This window comes from Paenibacillus sp. FSL R7-0333, assembly GCF_038000365.1.
Classification (GTDB): Bacteria; Bacillota; Bacilli; order Paenibacillales; family Paenibacillaceae; genus Paenibacillus_AQ; species Paenibacillus_AQ silagei.
In genome coordinates this window covers 2362793-2380271 of sequence record NZ_JBBOBZ010000001.1, presented here as the reverse complement: position 1 = coordinate 2380271, position 17479 = coordinate 2362793, and the positions used below count along the sequence as shown (strand labels likewise).

At 55.7% G+C, this 17479-nt stretch carries 15 protein-coding genes; 3 read left to right on the top strand and 12 right to left on the bottom strand.

The features are described 5' to 3' along the window. Positions 1-220 precede the first annotated feature (220 nt). Positions 221-1441 (top strand): MFS transporter, encoded by a 1221-nt coding sequence (locus MKY86_RS09745; protein WP_036725253.1) that lies wholly within the window; start codon positions 221-223, stop codon positions 1439-1441. A gap of 88 nt (positions 1442-1529) precedes the next feature. Here the strand turns inward: MKY86_RS09745 and MKY86_RS09740 are convergent, their stop codons facing one another. Further along, positions 1530-2159: an O-methyltransferase gene (locus MKY86_RS09740; protein ID WP_076078405.1), complete on the bottom strand. Its 630-nt coding sequence runs from the start codon at positions 2157-2159 to the stop codon at positions 1530-1532. Positions 2160-2329: 170 nt separating this feature from the next. Here MKY86_RS09740 and MKY86_RS09735 point away from each other — a divergent pair, with 170 nt between their 5' ends. Together MKY86_RS09735 and MKY86_RS09730 are read left to right on the top strand one after the other, a co-directional pair. After that, positions 2330-3463 (top strand): THUMP domain-containing class I SAM-dependent RNA methyltransferase, encoded by a 1134-nt coding sequence (locus MKY86_RS09735; RefSeq protein ID WP_036725255.1) that lies wholly within the window; start codon positions 2330-2332, stop codon positions 3461-3463. A gap of 47 nt (positions 3464-3510) precedes the next feature. Beyond that, entirely contained in the window at positions 3511-3870 is a 360-nt protein-coding gene (locus tag MKY86_RS09730) for a hypothetical protein (protein WP_143803671.1), read from the top strand. A gap of 40 nt (positions 3871-3910) precedes the next feature. On the opposite strand, the gene MKY86_RS09725 is transcribed toward MKY86_RS09730, so the two are convergent. The 11 genes from MKY86_RS09725 to MKY86_RS09675 all read right to left on the bottom strand — a co-directional run bounded on the left by MKY86_RS09725 (position 3911) and on the right by MKY86_RS09675 (position 16946). Next, positions 3911-4150 (bottom strand): DUF1450 domain-containing protein, encoded by a 240-nt coding sequence (locus tag MKY86_RS09725; protein WP_036725257.1) that lies wholly within the window; start codon positions 4148-4150, stop codon positions 3911-3913. A 42-nt stretch (positions 4151-4192) separates the two neighbouring features. After that, positions 4193-4495 carry a HesB/IscA family protein gene (locus tag MKY86_RS09720; RefSeq protein ID WP_036702251.1) on the bottom strand — a complete coding sequence of 101 codons (303 nt, stop codon included), beginning with the start codon at positions 4493-4495 and terminating at the stop codon, positions 4193-4195. A 125-nt stretch (positions 4496-4620) separates the two neighbouring features. Continuing rightward, on the bottom strand, positions 4621-4872 hold the full coding sequence (locus tag MKY86_RS09715) for a hypothetical protein (protein ID WP_036725259.1): 252 nt from the start codon (positions 4870-4872) through the stop codon (positions 4621-4623). A 166-nt stretch (positions 4873-5038) separates the two neighbouring features. Further along, positions 5039-7180, bottom strand: a complete 2142-nt coding sequence (locus MKY86_RS09710; protein WP_340826780.1) for a family 16 glycoside hydrolase — start codon at positions 7178-7180, stop codon at positions 5039-5041. 232 nt (positions 7181-7412) lie between these two features. Then, on the bottom strand, positions 7413-8765 hold the full coding sequence (locus MKY86_RS09705; protein ID WP_076078401.1) for an FAD-dependent oxidoreductase: 1353 nt from the start codon (positions 8763-8765) through the stop codon (positions 7413-7415). A 106-nt stretch (positions 8766-8871) separates the two neighbouring features. Continuing rightward, positions 8872-10494, bottom strand: a complete 1623-nt coding sequence (locus MKY86_RS09700; RefSeq protein WP_076078400.1) for a response regulator transcription factor — start codon at positions 10492-10494, stop codon at positions 8872-8874. Next, positions 10475-12223, bottom strand: coding sequence for a sensor histidine kinase (locus MKY86_RS09695; protein ID WP_076078398.1), 1749 nt, complete (start codon positions 12221-12223; stop codon positions 10475-10477). The genes MKY86_RS09700 and MKY86_RS09695 overlap by 20 nt, the downstream gene beginning before the upstream one ends. An 82-nt stretch (positions 12224-12305) precedes the next feature. Further along, positions 12306-13670 (bottom strand): ABC transporter substrate-binding protein, encoded by a 1365-nt coding sequence (locus tag MKY86_RS09690; RefSeq protein ID WP_162174689.1) that lies wholly within the window; start codon positions 13668-13670, stop codon positions 12306-12308. A gap of 102 nt (positions 13671-13772) precedes the next feature. Next, positions 13773-14609, bottom strand: coding sequence for a carbohydrate ABC transporter permease (locus tag MKY86_RS09685; RefSeq protein WP_076078396.1), 837 nt, complete (start codon positions 14607-14609; stop codon positions 13773-13775). 25 nt (positions 14610-14634) lie between these two features. Continuing rightward, positions 14635-15573, bottom strand: a complete 939-nt coding sequence (locus tag MKY86_RS09680) for a carbohydrate ABC transporter permease (RefSeq protein ID WP_076078395.1) — start codon at positions 15571-15573, stop codon at positions 14635-14637. Continuing rightward, positions 15570-16946 carry an FAD-dependent oxidoreductase gene (locus MKY86_RS09675; protein ID WP_076078393.1) on the bottom strand — a complete coding sequence of 459 codons (1377 nt, stop codon included), beginning with the start codon at positions 16944-16946 and terminating at the stop codon, positions 15570-15572. The genes MKY86_RS09680 and MKY86_RS09675 overlap by 4 nt, the downstream gene beginning before the upstream one ends. Positions 16947-17479: the final 533 nt, after the last annotated feature.

Here is a 17479-nt window from a genome sequence, read left to right as displayed (position 1 = left end):
TCCATTAGATTTGATAGAATACTGTGAAAAAACACATATCATTATTATGCCCCTTTTGTAAGCGGCTAACAACCGTCTCACCCGAAAGGGAATGACAATCCCATGACATTACTATGACATGTGTTGCATTGTCCGGCTGAAAATCTATGATATACTGATATAATGTCAATTTTTCGTGAACTCTGTATCAATGAATCCCCTGAAAGGAAGTGAAAGCACTTTGAAGAATTGGGAGACCTGGAAAGTCAACCTCATGGTGCTTTGGTTCGGCCAGTTTCTAGTGAATGCAGGTATGACTATGATTACCCCGTTTCTGTCGCTTTATCTCGCCAAAGATCTGGGGGTGACCGGCGACCGCGCGATCGGGATGTGGGCCGGGCTTATTTTTGCCGCCAACTTCTTGACCTCGTTCATCTTCCAGCCGCTCTGGGGCAAGCTTGCCGACAAATACGGACGCAAAATTATGCTCCTGCGCTCCAGCTTCGGCATGGCGATTGTGATTGTGCTGATGGGCTTCGCCCAGTCCCCGATGCAGCTGCTGCTGCTCCGGCTGCTGAACGGAACCATCTCCGGCTTCAACCCCGCCTCTGTCGCGCTGGTCTCAGGCACCACACCGAAACCGAAGATGGGCTTCGCGATGGGCTTGATGCAATCCGGCGCGGTAGCCGGAACGATTCTGGGGCCGCTTATGGGCGGCTTACTGGCGGACTGGATCGGGTTCCGGCCGATTTTCTATGTGGTCGGCGCACTGCTGTTCGTTGCTTCATTGCTGGCGTTATTCCTGGTCAAAGAGAAATTCGACCGGGCAGAAGCAGCACAGGTGCCTCAGGTATCCGTGCTAGAAGGCTTAAAGGAACTGGCGAAGGTACCGCAGCTTCCCGCCTTGTTCGGCGTTACCTTCCTGTTGCAGTTCGCCATGGTCAGTCCCATGTCGCTGCTGCCGCTCTATGTAGAGAAGCTGCACGGCACCACCGTGGACCTTGCCTTCTGGGCAGGTATGGTCAGCGCAGTCACCGGTATCTCGAATATGCTCGCTTCGCCGCTGCTCGGCAAGCTCAGCGACAAGGTGGGGGCGCACCGGATATTGACCTTTGCGCTGATCGGCGCCGCTCTGTTCCTGATCCCGCAGGCGTTCGTGACCAGTGTCTGGCAGCTGATTCTCGTCCGCTTCCTGATGGGCGTCTTCATGGGCGGCCTGCTGCCTAGCGTCAACGCCCTGATCCGCTCCTATACGCCTGACGGCAAGGAGAGCCGGGCGTTTGGCTTCAACAGCAGTACGCTCGCGCTCGGCAATATGCTCGGTGCGGTGATCGGCGGATTCCTGTCCGGTTATATCGGGATTGAAGGCCTGTTCATTGTCTCCGGTGCATTCCTGCTGATCAATACGGTCTGGGTGCGGATCAAGCTGTACAAGAAGACTGAACCGCGGCTATTCCGTTAACAGGCTGCTTCTCTTATGGACGGTATAACTGGTGTGTGCGGTACGAGCGGTATGACTGGCATGAACGGTATGGCCGGTGTGGTCCAGGCTATTTCACCATCGCCAGCGCCAGTCCGTCATAGGCAGGCAGCAGTGTGCTGGTCAGGCGGGGATCGCCCGCTATCATCTCATTGAAGCGGCGCATGGCCTGAACGGCCGGTCCGTTCTTCTCCGTATTAAGCGTACGGCCGCGCAGAAAAATATTATCCCCGGCAATAATCGCCCCCGGTGAAGCAAGCCGGATCGCATATTCCAGATAATTCGGATAGTTCTCCTTATCGGCATCGATGAAGAAGAAATCATACCTGTTCCCCTGTACTTCGAGCAGCTTCAGGCTGTCCAGTGCAGGGCCGGTCCGGTATTCCACCCGGTCGCCGAAGCCCGCCTGCTGCAGATGGCTCTGTGCCAGCTCTGCATATTCAGCCTTAAGCTCCAAAGAGGTGAGACGGCCTTCCTGCGTGAGTCCCCGGCACAGACAGATTCCGCTGTAGCCGCCAAGCGCCCCGATCTCCAGCAGGTTTGCTGAGCGGGAGAGGGTCACCAGCATCGTCAGCAGTCTGCCGTAGCCCGGGGCAATGGACACCTCCGGCATGCCTTTGGCCGCGATGGCTGCTTTGACTTGGAGCAATAATTCATCTTCTGTATATAGCTGTTCGCTGTACTCTTCCTGATTCTGCATATGTATTCTCCTCTTGAATGGGTGTGTGTGCCTGCGGACAGGCATTGTGCAGAACTCTTCCTTACCCTATACTGTAAGCTGAACGTTCTGCAGGTTCAGATGACAAACCAGTTATTCTTATTGTACTGGCTATACGTATTTATCCACAAGTTAAACGGAGTTGAGCGCACTTGGGCAAATTACAATTGATCGCCACCGCCCCCATGGGGCTGGAGGCTGTAGTAGCACGCGAATTAAACGAGCTGGGTTATGAGACCACGGTCGAGAACGGACGGGTCCTGTTCAGCGGGGATTACATCGACATCTGCCGCTGTAATCTGTGGCTGCGTACCTCGGACCGTGTACTGGTCAAGATGGGCCAGTTCCCGGCCCGGACCTTCGATGAGCTGTTCGAAGGAGTGAAGGCGATAAATTGGGAGGACTGGATTCCCGAGAACGGCGAATTCCCGGTAGAGGGCCGTTCGCATAAATCTCAGCTGACCAGCGTACCTGCCTGCCAAGGGATTGTGAAGAAGGCCATTGTCGAGAAGCTGAAGCTGTCGTACCGCACTGAATGGTTCCCGGAGAACGGCCCCCGGTATGTGGTAGAAGTGATTCTACTGAATGATATCGCGCTGATCACCCTGGATACCACCGGCCCGGCACTGCACAAGCGCGGCTACCGCCGTCAGGCTACGGAAGCGCCGCTGAAGGAGACGATGGCTGCGGCTCTGATCCAGCTCAGCCGCTGGAACGGCCATCGTCCGCTCTATGATCCTTGCTGCGGATCAGGCACGATTCTGATCGAAGCAGCGATGATCGCCTGGAATATCGCGCCGGGCCTGCGCCGCTCCTTCCCGTCCGAGCACTGGCCGGAGATTCCGCAGCGTCTGTGGGAAGAAGCCCGCGAGGAAGCCTTCGATGCGGTGCGTGACGATTACCCGCTGCAGCTGACCGGAACGGATATCGATCCGGCAGCAATTGAGATCGCCGAGGCGGCGGCGAAGAGCGCCGGACTCTCCGGTGAGATTACGTTCAAGCATATGGCTGCTGCGAAGGCCCGGCCGGAAGGGGAATACGGCTGCATCATCACCAACCCGCCTTACGGCGAGCGGATCAGTAATGACAAGGAAGTGGAGAAGCTGACCCGCCAGTTCGGCGAGATGATGCTCTATCTGCCCACCTGGTCCTTCTTCGCCATCAGCCCGTACAAGGAGTTCGAGCAATACTACGGACGCAAGGCGGACAAGCGCCGCAAGCTCTACAACGGCCGGATCGAATGCCAATACTATCAATACCTGGGGCCGCTGCCTCCGCGGAAATAGGCAATATTAAGTCTAAGAAGCCATAAGTCCCATGAAGCACTCTGTGCTTGCGGACTTATGGCTTTTTTGCGTTTGCGGGGCCAAATGTAATCGGTTTTTCGACTACATTTGGTCCGCTCGCCTCTACGCTGCGTATTGTGGTCGGTTTTTCGTTTACATTTGGTCCGCTCGCCTCCACGCTGCTCAATGTGGTCGGTTTTTCGTTTACATTTGGTCCGCACACCTCCACGCTGCGTATTGTGATCGGTTTTTCGACTATATTTGGTCCGCACACCTCCGCGCTGCTCAATGTGGTCGGTTTTTCGATTACATTTGGTCCGCACACCTCCGCGCTGCTCAAAGTGGTCGGTTATTCGATTACATTTGCCCCGCTCCCCTCCGCACACCAAAACAACCCCCGCAAATAACGCGGGGGCTGTACGATGCTGCTGACGCAGCAGATCTGAATTACTTCTTCTCCACCGGCCGTTTGACGAAGGCTTCCGCCTTGGCCAGCACCTCGTCTTCCGTCGGTCCGCTGATGTAGCGGCCGTTGATGTAGACAAACGGGCGTTTGCCGCATGGTCCGCAGTAGGAGATGCAGCCTGTCTTGATCTCGGCATCCGGTGCCATCTTCAGCAGCTTGGGCACGATGCTTTTCATTTTGATATGATTGCACTCGTCACATAATCTTATATCGTTAGCCATGAAGCAACCCTTCTTTATGTCCGTAAAATACGGGCGGATCAACTAGTGATCGCCATGATTTCCTTTAGACGGATTAGTAATAACGAAACCTTCTTCGGGCAAGTAGAGATAATCAATCTTCACTCCGTCCAGCAGGGGCTGGTTCGGATCAAGAATGACATCGATATCCTTGTCGGTGGAGACTACAACATCGTTCTCCTTAGGCGTGTCCAGATCCAGTCCGTAGTGGGCATGGTCGCCATGGGCATGTGTAATTGCTACACGAAGCTTAAGCTCACTGTTGCCTTCAAGTTCCATGGTTTTCTTTATCACTTTAGCCGCGTTGCGGGTAATTTTGACGTTCATTCGATTCCATCTCCCAGGCCTCTATATTTTAAATACTCAATAATTCATTTTAAGGAGTATGGGAGGATAAAGCAACCATTAGGAGATGGACATCCACACTTAAAGGTACAATCGTCGCTAAAATGTCATCTTCCGCTGTGCAGCGCCGCGTATTTACGGTCCATCCGCGCTGTGAACCAGCCCATCAGCAGCATCGTTACGCCAATATCGTCAATCGGTATAAACGGCATGAAATCGGGCAGCACCCAGTACAGCAGCGCCGGAATCGTGAACAGCAGCTTGTCGGCCATAGCCACATTAGGCGAAACGATATAATGCCAGGAGCTGCGGAATATATGAGACCATTGTTTGAGTGACAACAGTTTTCTGAATTTCATGAGTTATGCCTCCCTGTGTAGTCTGTGTAAGCAGCAAAGGACACCGCCGCTAAGCACCTGTAAAAGGATTGCGGCTGTGCCCTTTGCTGTTATCTTACGCGAATGCGCAGGATTCGTTTCGCTTTTAAGTAGAATTTTATCGAATTCTCCCGAACCGGACCAACGTTCACTCCGTCACCTTAACATCGTCGATACGTGCGGTGCTGGAATGCATCCGCAGACCGATCTTCCCTCCGGCCGGCTGCGCCGCCGTATCGGTCCATTGGATCAGCTGGGTACCGCCCACAGATGCCGTAATCGTACTGCCGCTTACCGTCACCTTCAGCTCCATCCACTGGCCGGGCGTAACGGCAGTATTCGTGCTGCTCACCATCGTGAGCGTGCCGGCGGTTTTTTTGAACAGCTCCGCCTTGTCGCCGGAATCATTTAGCCGGAACATGTAATAATTGGAAGCATCCGCATACCGGAACAACAGACCCGCGTTGCCAAAAGCATTCAGCAGCTTGATTCTTGCCGAATACGTGTAATCCCTCCAGGAGGCGTCGCCTGTATAGGCAAGCGCTTCTCCTGTCCCGGAGTTCTGTGATAGAGCCTTCGTGCCGTCATCCTCCACACCCCAGGCTCCGCCAGAAGTCGTCCAGCCGCTGGAATTGCCATCCTCGAAATCATCCTGGAACAGCGTAACCGGCGGTGTAATCGTACCCTGGAACTCAAATACACCGATATCCGGCACACCGTTATACAGCGGATTCCCGAAGAAGTCCTGTCCTCCGTTGCCTGCAACCACCGCCCCGGCATCCAGCAGCGGAGAGGAGAGCGCCAGCTTATAGCCGTCTGCCGAATCGCGTCCTGTGGCCGTGCCGGGACTTACGAATCCGGGATTGCCGGTGATTTTATGGGGATCGTTCGGAACACTTGAGTTCAGCCCGTAGAAGCTGTTGTGATCATACGTCATTCTGGGGCTGTTCGTATATTGTCCGCTGGCTGCATTATAAAAGATGTTGTTCGTGTAATAGGCCATTCCTGTATTGCTCGCATGGGTCAGCGCCTTATTCTGCGTTCCCGAACGGTAGATGATGTTGTTGTAGACATAGAGATTGCCCCCGCCGTTCACCAGATGGAACACCCCGTTAGCGTCCTTATCGTTCTGGCTGATATTATAGCGGAAAATATTATTGTTCGTGTTGTTCATCACCAGCAGGGTGCCGCCCTCATTGTCATAGCTGAAATTGTACTGGTAGATGCTGTCGTGCACCTCGATGTCGAAATCCCAGGGCTGGCCGTCTCCACCCAGCATCCGGGTATCTGAAGCTTCATTGTATTGGAAAATAGCACCTTTGGTGTAATAGGCCCACTGCGCCGCAACGACAGTGATATCCTCAAGGTAATTGACGATGGATGTATTCACATCGCAGGCTTCTCCGATGGACTTCGTCTTGTTGTATTCGATCAGCGGCGCGGCGCTGGCTCTGACCAGGATGCCGTCCCGGTGGATCTTCTCCACCACATTGCCCCGGATGACCACACCCCGGAAAGCGTCGAACTTATGCGTCCAGGCACTGTTGAAAAAAGCATCCGTCATCGTCTGTATCCCCGTGTCCGCCACGTTAATGATCGTATTGTCCTCGATCAAAATATCTTCCCAGGTGCTCTCAAGTGCTGTATTGGCTCCCCGGGCATGAAAGTTGATGCCGCCTGTGCGGCGGTCTGTGCCGAAGATATCGTGGATGTCGAGATTCCGGATATAAATATGCCGGAAGTTCCCAGCCCCTGCTCCTTCGCCTACGACCAGCACACCGTTTCTGCGCATATCTGTAGGCTGCTGTCCGCTTGTAATCTCCAGATTGTTGATCTCCCAGTAAGAGACATTGCGCAATCTGACCCCGAAGCCTTCACCGCCCACGGCGGTGTTGCCGAAATCAATCAGCGGCTTGGCTCCGCTCCCGTAGCGGTCTACCGTAATCGGATTCCCCTCTGCGCCTGAGCCCTTGAGATCCAGATACTGGTCCTTCCATATACTTCCTGCCTTGAGCAAAATCCGGTCCCCCGGGCTGAAGGTCACGCTGTTGACTTTGCCCAGCGTCTTCCAGGCTGCCGCTTCACTGGTACCGGAATTACTGTCGCTGCCTTGTGCAGCATCGACGTAATACGTGGTGCCTGCCGCCTCAGCCACCGGGGCTGACATGCCTGCAAGCAGACTGAACAGCAACAAGCCGATCAGCCCCGGCACGCAAAACCGGTATAGACGTCTGCGCGGCTTGCCTTGTCCTGGATTCATAGCTCCACTGCGATACCCTCTTGTCGTCATTCGGATCACGCTCCCGCAGAATAAATTGTACTTGTAAGTTTTCATGTGGGATCGCCGTGACTCCAGAGAAGTTTTGGACTTCCGGCCGCTGTTGTTTGCAGATTTCTTGATTTATCCCGTTTTTAACGGTTGAAATCCGCAAACAAAGGCGGACGCTATCGCTCCTACAGTTCCAAAATTCCCCTCCGCCACTTTTCCCTGTCTGTCTTTTTTTCAAGCTCAATTTATTAAGTTATAAAGCGGCCAAGGCCTCACCCAGCCAGGCTCCCTGCTGCACCAGTCCGTTCTGAAGCTTGGCGAGATCCACCTTCCGGCTCTGTCCCTCCGCTTCGGCCGCCATCGCCGCCGCCATACCCGCCGCCTGCCCCATGGCGAAGCAGTTCGGCATCACCCGCAGTGAGCCTTGCACGACACGGTCCGAGGAGGCGGCGCGCCCCGCCACCCATACATTGTCCAGTCCCACCGGCAGCATGCAGCGGTAAGGGACACCATGCGACTTCCCGGGCGGAAGATGGTGAATATGCATCGCCCCGCTGCTGCGGGCCATATGAATATCGATGAAGTAGCTGTTGCGGGCAATATCATCCGGGAAGGAAGCCATATTCATGAAATCCTCCTGGGTCAGCACGTAATCGCCCACAATCCGCCGCGTCTCGCGGATACCGATCTGCTCGCCGGTGGACACCAGATGGGCCTGTTCAAATCCGGGTACATAAGCTCTGAAGAATTCCAGCTGACGGTGAACCAGCTGGCGTCCCTCTATGGCCCCCCGGGTCAGATCCTCTGCACGGGAGCCATCAATGCCGAACACATGGCCAAAATTCACACCGACCAGATAATCGGCAATCCAAGCTAGTCCCGAGACGGAGTCCCGGCCCTGCGGCAGCTTTCCGTCAACCTGCGCCTGCTGGACGGCCTGATGGATCTGATCCGTGTCACCGCTTTCATTCCGGTATTCTTCAAAACGCTGCCGGTCCACATTCGCCAGCAGGTAGCACATCGTCGCGGCTTGAAGCTCGCCGGATTCTCCGCCCTTATGGAACGGCGCTCCCGCCAGGGCGGCCAGATCGGCGTCCCCGGTCGTATCAATGACAGTCCGGGCGCGGACCAGACTCCGGCCTGACTTGTTGACGATTACCACGCCCTCAATGCTTCGGCCGGTCTCATCCAGCACTGTCTGGCTCGCCACGGTATGGAGCAGCACCTCCGCTCCGCTCTCGGTGGCAGCCTCGTCGTATACACGCTTCAGCACCTCCGGGTCGATGGGCACCCAGTCCAGCTCTGCCTCGAAGCGCTCGCGGAACTCCGGCTCACATCCGGCCTTCATCCGCTCCAGCAGTTCCAGGCCGATTCCCCGCACGACAGCCTTCTCCCCGTCACTGTAAGGACAGAAGGCTGGCACCAGGGCAACGGTGCCCATGCCGCCCAGGAAGCCGCGCTGCTCGATCAGCAGCGTCCGAGCCCCGCTGCGGGCCGCAGCTATCGCCGCTGCCACACCAGCAGGCCCGCCGCCTGCAACTAATACATCCACCTCGCGGGATACCGTTATCTCCTCCGCAGGCAAGGTAAATACAGTTCTATTCATCGTTGTTCCTCCTTGAAGCTATACTTAGACTCCTTACCATTATAAGAAGCCGGAGGCTGCAACAGCGTGCAGACTGATTGCCTGTTGCAGTGGACAGTTTTGACCTTTATGGCTTGGCGTCATCCGTGGATGGCTCTCTGCCCTGCTCTTCCACCGGACCTGCCTTGAATTCGCTGGGATTCCGGCCGCTGTATTTCTTGAACACCTTGGAGAAGTACGCCCGGTCGGAGAAGCCGAGCGTGTAGGCGACATTCTCGACGGTCTCGTGCGGGCGGGCCAGCATCGTGATGGCCATATTCATCTTGTACTGGTTGACGTAATCGGTGAAGTTCACGCCGGACAGCTTCTTGAAATAGCGGGAGAAGTAGCTGGCATTCAGATGCAGATGCTCGGCCATGTCGGTAGAGGTGACCATTCGGTCCACATGCTCCTCCAGAAACTCATCCACCGCCTGAAGCCGGACATCCTTCTCCTCAGCGGCTGCGGGGGCTAGCGCAAACTGCCGCCACAGATGCCTCAGCTCCCGCTTAGTCAGGCTGGCCGCTTCCTCGATATGAACCGTCTGCTCGAGTTGCGTGAAGAAGTCCTCCTCAGCCAGCCCGCCGGCTTCGAAGGCCAGCTGGCGCACGAGATTCCCGCAGGTCTCCTTCACCAGCCGGGGCAGCAGCCGCTCCGCCGATGCCAGCTGCGTCCACTGATTCACGGCCAGATCAATCCAGGCGGCATGCTGGTCTGCAAGCGCCAACGACAGCATCCCGCGTTCCTTTTCCCTGCGCCGTTCTAACGTCTGCCCGAAATCCGCGTGCTCCTCAAGCAGAGACACAGGCTTCACTGAATGATAGAAGTTATTTTCCCGGCAATCGGTGAGAGTCTTGTATAACACACCGAAGCTGCGGACCGGTACACAGGACTCCGAATAGAACCCCCGCAGGCTAATCTTCAGATACTGCTCCACCTTATCCTGTACCGCCTGCATGAATTCAGCCAGCTTGTTCTCTGTGACGCCGGGGTCCTCCACATTCCAAACCACATAAATATCCGCGTCTCTGCTCATAATCGGTGTAATGGAAGCCTCTGCCGCAGACAGCTCCAGCGCAATATTGTTCACGGCTGAATGGATCAGCGGAATATCCTTGTACCGGTAACGCTCGGTAACCGATGCGGCATCCATATGAAGGAATCCATGACGCAGAAAGGGGTGCTTCCAGGAGATGCCCAGCCGTTCACCGAACTCCAGAGTGTTCTCCTGGCCCGCCGCACCCGACAACAGCTGCTTCAGGAAGCTCTGCTTCAGCACTTCCTTATTGCGCTCAATCGCCTGGCGGAAGGAGTAGCGCTCCAGCAGTTCCTCGCGGCTCTTGAAGCGGCTCATCGCTTTGGCGAGACTGCTCTTAAGCTGCTGAGGGGATAGCTCATCCTTGATCAGATAATCATCCGCCTCCAGCTGGATCGCCCGCTTCGAGTAGTGGAAATCCTCATAGCAGGTCAGGAAAATCAGGCGAACCTCCGGCTTCGTGATCCGGAAGGCATCCGCCAGCTCCAGCCCGTCCATCCCCGGCAGGCCGATGTCCACAATCACAATATCGGGCAGTGCGGTATGGAACTGCTCCAGCGCATCCTCGCTGCTATACGCCGAAGCCACCAGCTGCAGCTCCAGCCCCAAGGACCCGAGCAGATATTCCACGTATTCCAGCATCGGGACATCATCGTCAATCAGCATCAGGGTCATCAAGGGGAACCGCCTCCTTCTCCCGGGTCACGGGGATATATAGGGTGAACGTCATGCCTTCCTCGTCTTCTCTTGCCTGCGCGCTCAGCCGTGCGCGATATCCGTACAATACCTGCAGACGGCGTGCTGTGTTGACCAGCCCGACCCCTTTTTCCGGCCAGAGCGCAGTGTCTTCACTTCCTTGCAGACGCCGGTTCAGGCGCTGGAGCTTATCCTCCGGCATCCCGCGCCCGTTATCGCTGATGCTGATCCGCAGCAGATCGGACTCGAACGCTGCTTCGAGCCGGATCGCCGGATGGTCCGGGCGGGCGGAGAAGCCGTGGCTGATGGCATTCTCGACAATAGGCTGAAGCAGAAGCCGGGGCAGCATCACCGCACCTTCTTCCTCGCCCACCTCGCATTCCCAGACGATATCCAGACGGTTGCGGATCTGCATCACCTGCACATAGCTGCCCAGCACCCTGCACTCCTCCGCCAGCTCCAGCGGCTTATCCACATGCACATACACACGCAGCAGCTTCATGAGCGCATCGATCATAGCGCCATGCGCCGGGTCACCGCTGAGCAGCAGATCCACCTTGATGGAATTGAGCGTATTCAGCAGAAAATGAGGCCGGATCTGTGCCGCCAGCGCCTGAAGCTCCAGCCGCCTTTTCTCCTCCTGTTCACTCTCGACCTGCTGCAGCAGCCCGTTCATATCCTCCAGCATCTGATTAAAGGCCGCCGACAGCACCGCCACCTCATCCTTGCCCCTGACGGGTATCCGCACCGCGCGGTTGCCGCCGACATACTGCTTGACGCTGGCCCGCAGCAGGCTAATCGGCTTGTTCATATATCCAGCCCACAGCATGGACAGGACCAGAAACGCCAGGAAGAACAGTCCGATCAGCGAGATGGAGACCAGAAACTCCCGGTTGATATGACTGTCGATGGAGCTGCGGGGCGTCTTGCTGGTAAGCAGCCAGCCGACCTTGGGAATACGGACCTCACTGGCCAGCAGCGGGCCTTCATCCGCAGGAGCGGCTTCTCCAGTGACCGCAATACTTCTCCCCTTCTGGTCAACAAGCGCGAGCCTGCTTACCGCATTGCCCGTATCGAGCAGGCTGCGGAAGTAGTGGCTCGGAATGCCCACGTACAGCGTAGCCAGCTTGTCCTGGTTCAGCGGGTCGGTAATGAAGCGTACCGCATAATAATAATCGGGTGCAGCGGGGGTGCCGCCGTAGGGAAACCATTGCAGCGACACTTTTTCCCGCTCATCCAGCCTGCTGCTCTCCTTAAGAAGCTTCTCAGGCAGCACAGAGAACACCGGAATATTCTGGTTGCCGATCAGAATCCGGTTCTCCCGGTTGACCAGCATGATCTGAAGATCAGCATCGAGCGACTGCACCGACAGGATATTGGCCGTAGTCTTGAGCTTGTTGTAATGGGTATACACTCCGTAATTTCCGAAGCTTCCCGTATTTTTGAGATAACGCAGACTCTCCAGCACGGCCGGATCATAAGCCTCAGAGAAATACACCGAGACAAACGAGATGCTGTCCACCGTTTTTTCCATTTGACTGCCGATGACCTTCAGGGTCTCCTCATTCGAACGGGCGATCTTCTCACTCACATTCTCCCGCACAGAGGTATACGACCAGAACGTAACGACAACAAAAGGCAGCAGGATCAGGATCAGGAACGTGTATTGCAGTCTGCGATGGAAGGAAAAACGGCTTAACCATTTCATAAGAATTCCACCCCGCACTGTAATGAAAGCTTCAACGTCCCTATTATAATCCAAAATCCCTGCTGCCTTTGCACTTCATCCGTTATTTCTGATTGGCAGAAACTACCTTCTCGACTTCCGCTGTCATCTCACTCTTGACCTCATCGAAGCTGCGGTTATCCAGAATGAAGCTGGCGAAGCCGTTCTCCACAATTGCTTTCAGTTCGCTGCCGTAGGGCACGCTGAAGGTGTCCGGCATTTTAATATTCGGATCGAACAGCGTCTTGGAGAGGGAGGCGGTATCGATCAGATCTGTATTTTCCCCGAAAAAGCTATTGATCAGCTCCGCTCCGTCCACGCCCTTGAACGAAGGAATCTCCTTGGTGAACTTGTAGGCTTCCTTGGACATCCAGCGGATGAAGTCATACGAGGCTTCCTTATTCGCTGATTTCGCGCCCATGGCCAGGCCGCCGCCGGAGATATTCGTCATGCCCAGTTCCTTACTGTCCACCGAACGCGGCAGCGGGGCGTACATGCTCTGGAATTCATGCGGGAATTTCTCCAGGTTCAGCGCCGCCCGGACAGCATAGCTTGGCACAGCCAGCATACTGGCATTTCCGGCAAAAAACTGCTGCAGCACATGGTAGTTCGAGGCCAGCACATCGGCATACGGCTCAGCGCTCTTATCTTCCTTCTCCATCGTGCGGCGGAGGTTGAAGAAGTATTCGAAGGACGGATCGTCAAAAATCGGCTTCAAGTCTGCGCTAAGCTGCGGATGCGGCTTCTCGGTGTAAGCGATAATGTTCGGATATTCCCCCCAAGTGTGGAAGTATGTTCCGAAGTGCTCGGGTGTCGTCAGCTTCTTGGCATAATCGCGAAAATCATCCCAGGTCCAGCCCATCTCAGGCAGGGACAGCCCTGCAGCTTCCAGATGATCCTTGTTGAAGACCGTCAGCCACTGCGTGGAGCTGGGCAGAATGCCGTAGACCTTGTCTTCCAGCTTCAGCAGCTTGGAATATTCATCCTCGGGTTTAATACTCTCCTGTTCAAAAAAGGAGTTAAGCGGTTCCACAACACCCCGCGAAGCACGCTCCAGCAGCTCATCCTCGTTCCCGGTCATGAACACATCGACCACTTCGCCGCCTGCGACCAGAATATCCAGCTTCTTCATGAAATCTGTGCTGTCGCTATTCTGGACCAGAGATTCATACTCCACTTCCACTTTATCCTGAGCTTCGTTATACGCCTGAACAGCCTGGTAGATGGGCTCTTCCGGCTTATCGGCCTTGAAGGTGTAGAATTTGATCTTAGCTTTGCCTGCAGGCTGGGCTGTGCCGGTGGTTCCGGCAGACGGATCAGCCGAGGCTGGCGCATCGGTTGCTGCTGAGGTGTTGCCCCCATTCCCGCCGCAGGCGGTGACGGAGAGCATGAGGAGCATACTGGCAAGCATGAATGGTAGTTTTTTCAAAGCAATTCCCCCTTGATTTGTTGTCTGCAGGCTCATTATACAATCTAAGCTTTGCGCACACCGTGTACAGCTATGCGGTGTGCGCGTACACTTTTTTGACCTTTACCCTTTGACGCCTCCGATGGCAATCCCGTTAATGACCTGCTTCTGGAGGATCAGGAACAGCACCAGCAGCGGCAGAATCGCGGCGACGGAGGCCATCATCATGACGGAGATCTGTGTACCGAATTCCTCCTTGAAAAATTGCATCCCGAGCGGAATCGTATACAGCTTGGTCGAATTCAGCATAATCAGCGGCCCCTGGTAATCGTTCCAGGTCCAGATGAACTTGATAATCCCTACGGTCGCTAGGATCGGGCGGCTCAGCGGCAGCACGACACTCCAGAAAATCCGGAAGAACCCGGCGCCGTCCAGCTCCGCCGCTTCCAGCATATCATTATGAATCCCGATCATGAACTGGCGCAGCAGGAAGGTGAAGTAGCTGGAGAACATCCCCATCAGGATCAGCGCGGCATGGGAATCATAGAGTCCCAGCTCCTTAATCATAATATAGCGCGGAACAAGCGTGGCCTGCTCTGGAATCATCATGAACGCCAGCATCAGGGTGAAGATCAGCGCCCTGCCCTTGAAATCCAGCTTGGCGAGCGCATACCCGGCCATGGCCGAGATGACGATTGTCGCCAGGGTGGAGATCAGGGCGATTTTGAGCGAGTTCATATAAAATAATCCGAATGCCACATCACCCATCCACACCGCCTTGAAGTTAGCGATCAGATTCCAGTCGGTGGGAATCCACTGAATCGGGAAGGTCCAGACCTCCTTCTCCGTCTTCGAGGCCGCCGACAGCATCCAGACCAGCGGCATCAGGAAGAATACCGAGCACAGGGCGAACAGGACCGTGAAGATCAGATTGCCGGGCTTAAGTTTTTTCATTGTCATTGCCTTTCGTTCCTTTCGCCTTGGACTAGTAATGGACCTTGCGGTTCTGGGTTATCCAGGTAATGGAGGTCACCAGCATAATAATCAGGAACAGCACCCAGGACATCGCCGAGGCATAGCCCATTTTGAAGCGCTCGAATCCTTCTTCGTAGATCTGGTACACGATAACGGTACTGGAATAGTTAGGCCCGCCGCCGGTCAGGAACTTGATCATGTCGAAGATTTTGAAGGAAGAGATCGTGCTTGTTATCGCCAGGAAAAAGGTGGTCGGCCCCAGCAGCGGCAGCGTAATCCGCCGGAACTGTCCGATCCCGCTGGCCCCGTCAATCGTCGCCGCCTCATACAGCTCCTCGGGAATATTCGTCATCCCCGCCAGGAAAATAATCATCTGATAGCCCAGCAGCTGCCAGACATAGATAATCATAATGGCAATCAGCGAGAAGCTGGTATCGACCAGCCAGCGCGGCGGTTCGGATACTCCAAGCTGCATCAGGATCTGATTGACCGGCCCCTTGGACGGATGGTAGAGCGCTTGCCAGACTGCGGCGATGGCTACCGTGGAACAGATATAAGGTACAAAGAAGGCAACCTTGAAGAACGTCTTGGCGTACAGCTTCTTATGGATCAGCGCCGAGAGCACCACCCCCAGCAGCATCGTGACCGGCACCGTGCCGACCGTAAACAACACATTATTCTTCAGGGCCAGCAGGAAGCGGTTGTCCCTGAACAGTTCGATAAAGTTATCTAGACCGACAAAGTTAATCGCCGACAAGCCGCCGACCAGGTTCCACTCCGTCAGGCTGAGGAACAGGCTGAACAGCAGCGGGAACACGGCGATGACGAGCATCCCGATGACCTCTGGCGCAATGAATAGCCATCCGGCGAGCTGCTCCCGTCTCTTGCGCGTCCAATACTTACCGGCTGCGGGCTTGGCCGTTTTCCGGGTAACCGCAGATTCACTCATTGCATTCTCTCCCTTACAGTTTCAGCTTGGTTGTCCGGCAGATAGCCGCCTTCTTCCCGGAGACGGGCGCGAAGGAGGGGGACATCTATGGCATGGACATCGCCTCCGGTCTGAGCGGCAGCCAGTGCCGCAGCAAGTCCGGCAGCTTCGCCCATCGCCAGGCAGACCGGCATCACACGCACGCTGCCGAGCACCCTGCGGTCACAGGAGATAGACCGTCCGGCGACCAGAACGTTGCGTAGTCCGCGCGGCGTAAGGCAGCGGTACGGAATGCCGTGCGATTCACCAGGCCCGTAGAGCGTGATGGACTGGCTGGATCCGGCGCCGCTCTGCTGCTCCTTCTGTGTGCCATGCACATCAATGAAGTAGCTGTTGCGGCAGATCTCATCATCGAAGCTTCTGCGGGAGATGTAATCCTCCGCCGTCAGGATATAATCGCCGGTAATCCGCCGGGATTCCCTCGTGCCGATCAGTGTGCCAGTGCTCATCACTACCGCATTGCCGAAGGCTGCGGGGTGAACAGCGGCAAGCATGTCCCGGTAGGCGGCCGCCATCTTGCGTCCCTCTACCAGCGCCCCGGATACGGAGAAGGCATTCGTGTTGTCAACTCCCCAGAGATGTCCGGCATTGAAGCCTACGGCACGCGGAGCCACCATATTGTTGCACAGATGCGTATCCGGAATGCCCGGATATTCTCCTGAGCGGACCACCTCATGGATCGGGCTGTGCGGGTTCTCCGCATGGAGCTTCGGCCCGTTCACATAAGCATAATCATCCACGTTGCCAAGGATGAAGCAATGGGTGGCGGGTTGAAGATCGCCGGTCTCTTCATCTCCCATTTGGTACTCGGCACCTGCCCATGCAGCAACATCGCCATCTCCTGTGCAATCGATATACACGGGTGCCCGGAAGGCCTGCAGGCCGCTTTTATTGAGAAGGAGGAGTGTGGTGATGTTGCCGTGATCGTCCCTGTCCACATCCGCAAGCGCGGTCAGGAACAGGATGTGGGCACCCGACTCCGTTACGAGATCGTCATAGACCCGCTTGAGCTTCTCCGGTTCGATTGGCACCCAGTCCATCGCATCCTCCGGCACATGCGGCATTTGAGCCTTTAAGGTATTGAACACCTTGGCCGCGAGACCACGGTAGACCATCTTCTCTTTGTCCGAGAATGGGCACCAGGCCGGTACCAGGCCGGAGGTTCCCATTCCGCCAAGGCTCCCGGTCGCTTCGACCAGCAGTGTCCGCGCCCCTTCCCTGGCCGCCGCCGCTGCGGCGGTGCAGCCCGCCGGCCCGCCTCCGACAACAATTACATCGTAGGAGGCGTTCAGTGGGATTGGTTTACTTTTCAGCGTATACGTATCGTTCTCCATTTGGCTCTCACTTTCCCGGCGGGTAGTCCTCTTTCCGTGAAGCCCTCCGCCGCTCTTCTATACGCTAATTTTAGCAAGAGACTTTGGCGGATACGGTATAGCTTTCATACGCGTTAATGTGTATTATTTTGACTCTCATTTCCAGCCCTAAGCGCCTGCGCTAACAAGCGCAGATAGGCGTTAACATACCAAAAAAACCGTTCTTACAGAAGTAGGAGGTCTCCCTCCAACTCTATGAAAGAACAGTTTCTTAGGTCAGGTATGTGGTGGCTGGTGGCAGTGGCAGCATCCCGCGAATCAGGGGCACTTTTGCACCTCATTGGCTCACCCAGCCGACTTTTGCGGAAATCAGGGGCACTTATACACCTCATTGGCTCATCCAGCCGACTTTCGCGGAAATCAGGAGCACTTATACACCTCATTGGCTCATCCAGCCGACTTTTGCGGAAATCAGGAGCACTTTTGCTCTTCATCCCCACGCAAAAAAAGGATACAGCCGCAAAGCATCATTTGGTCAGGATTGCGGCCGTACC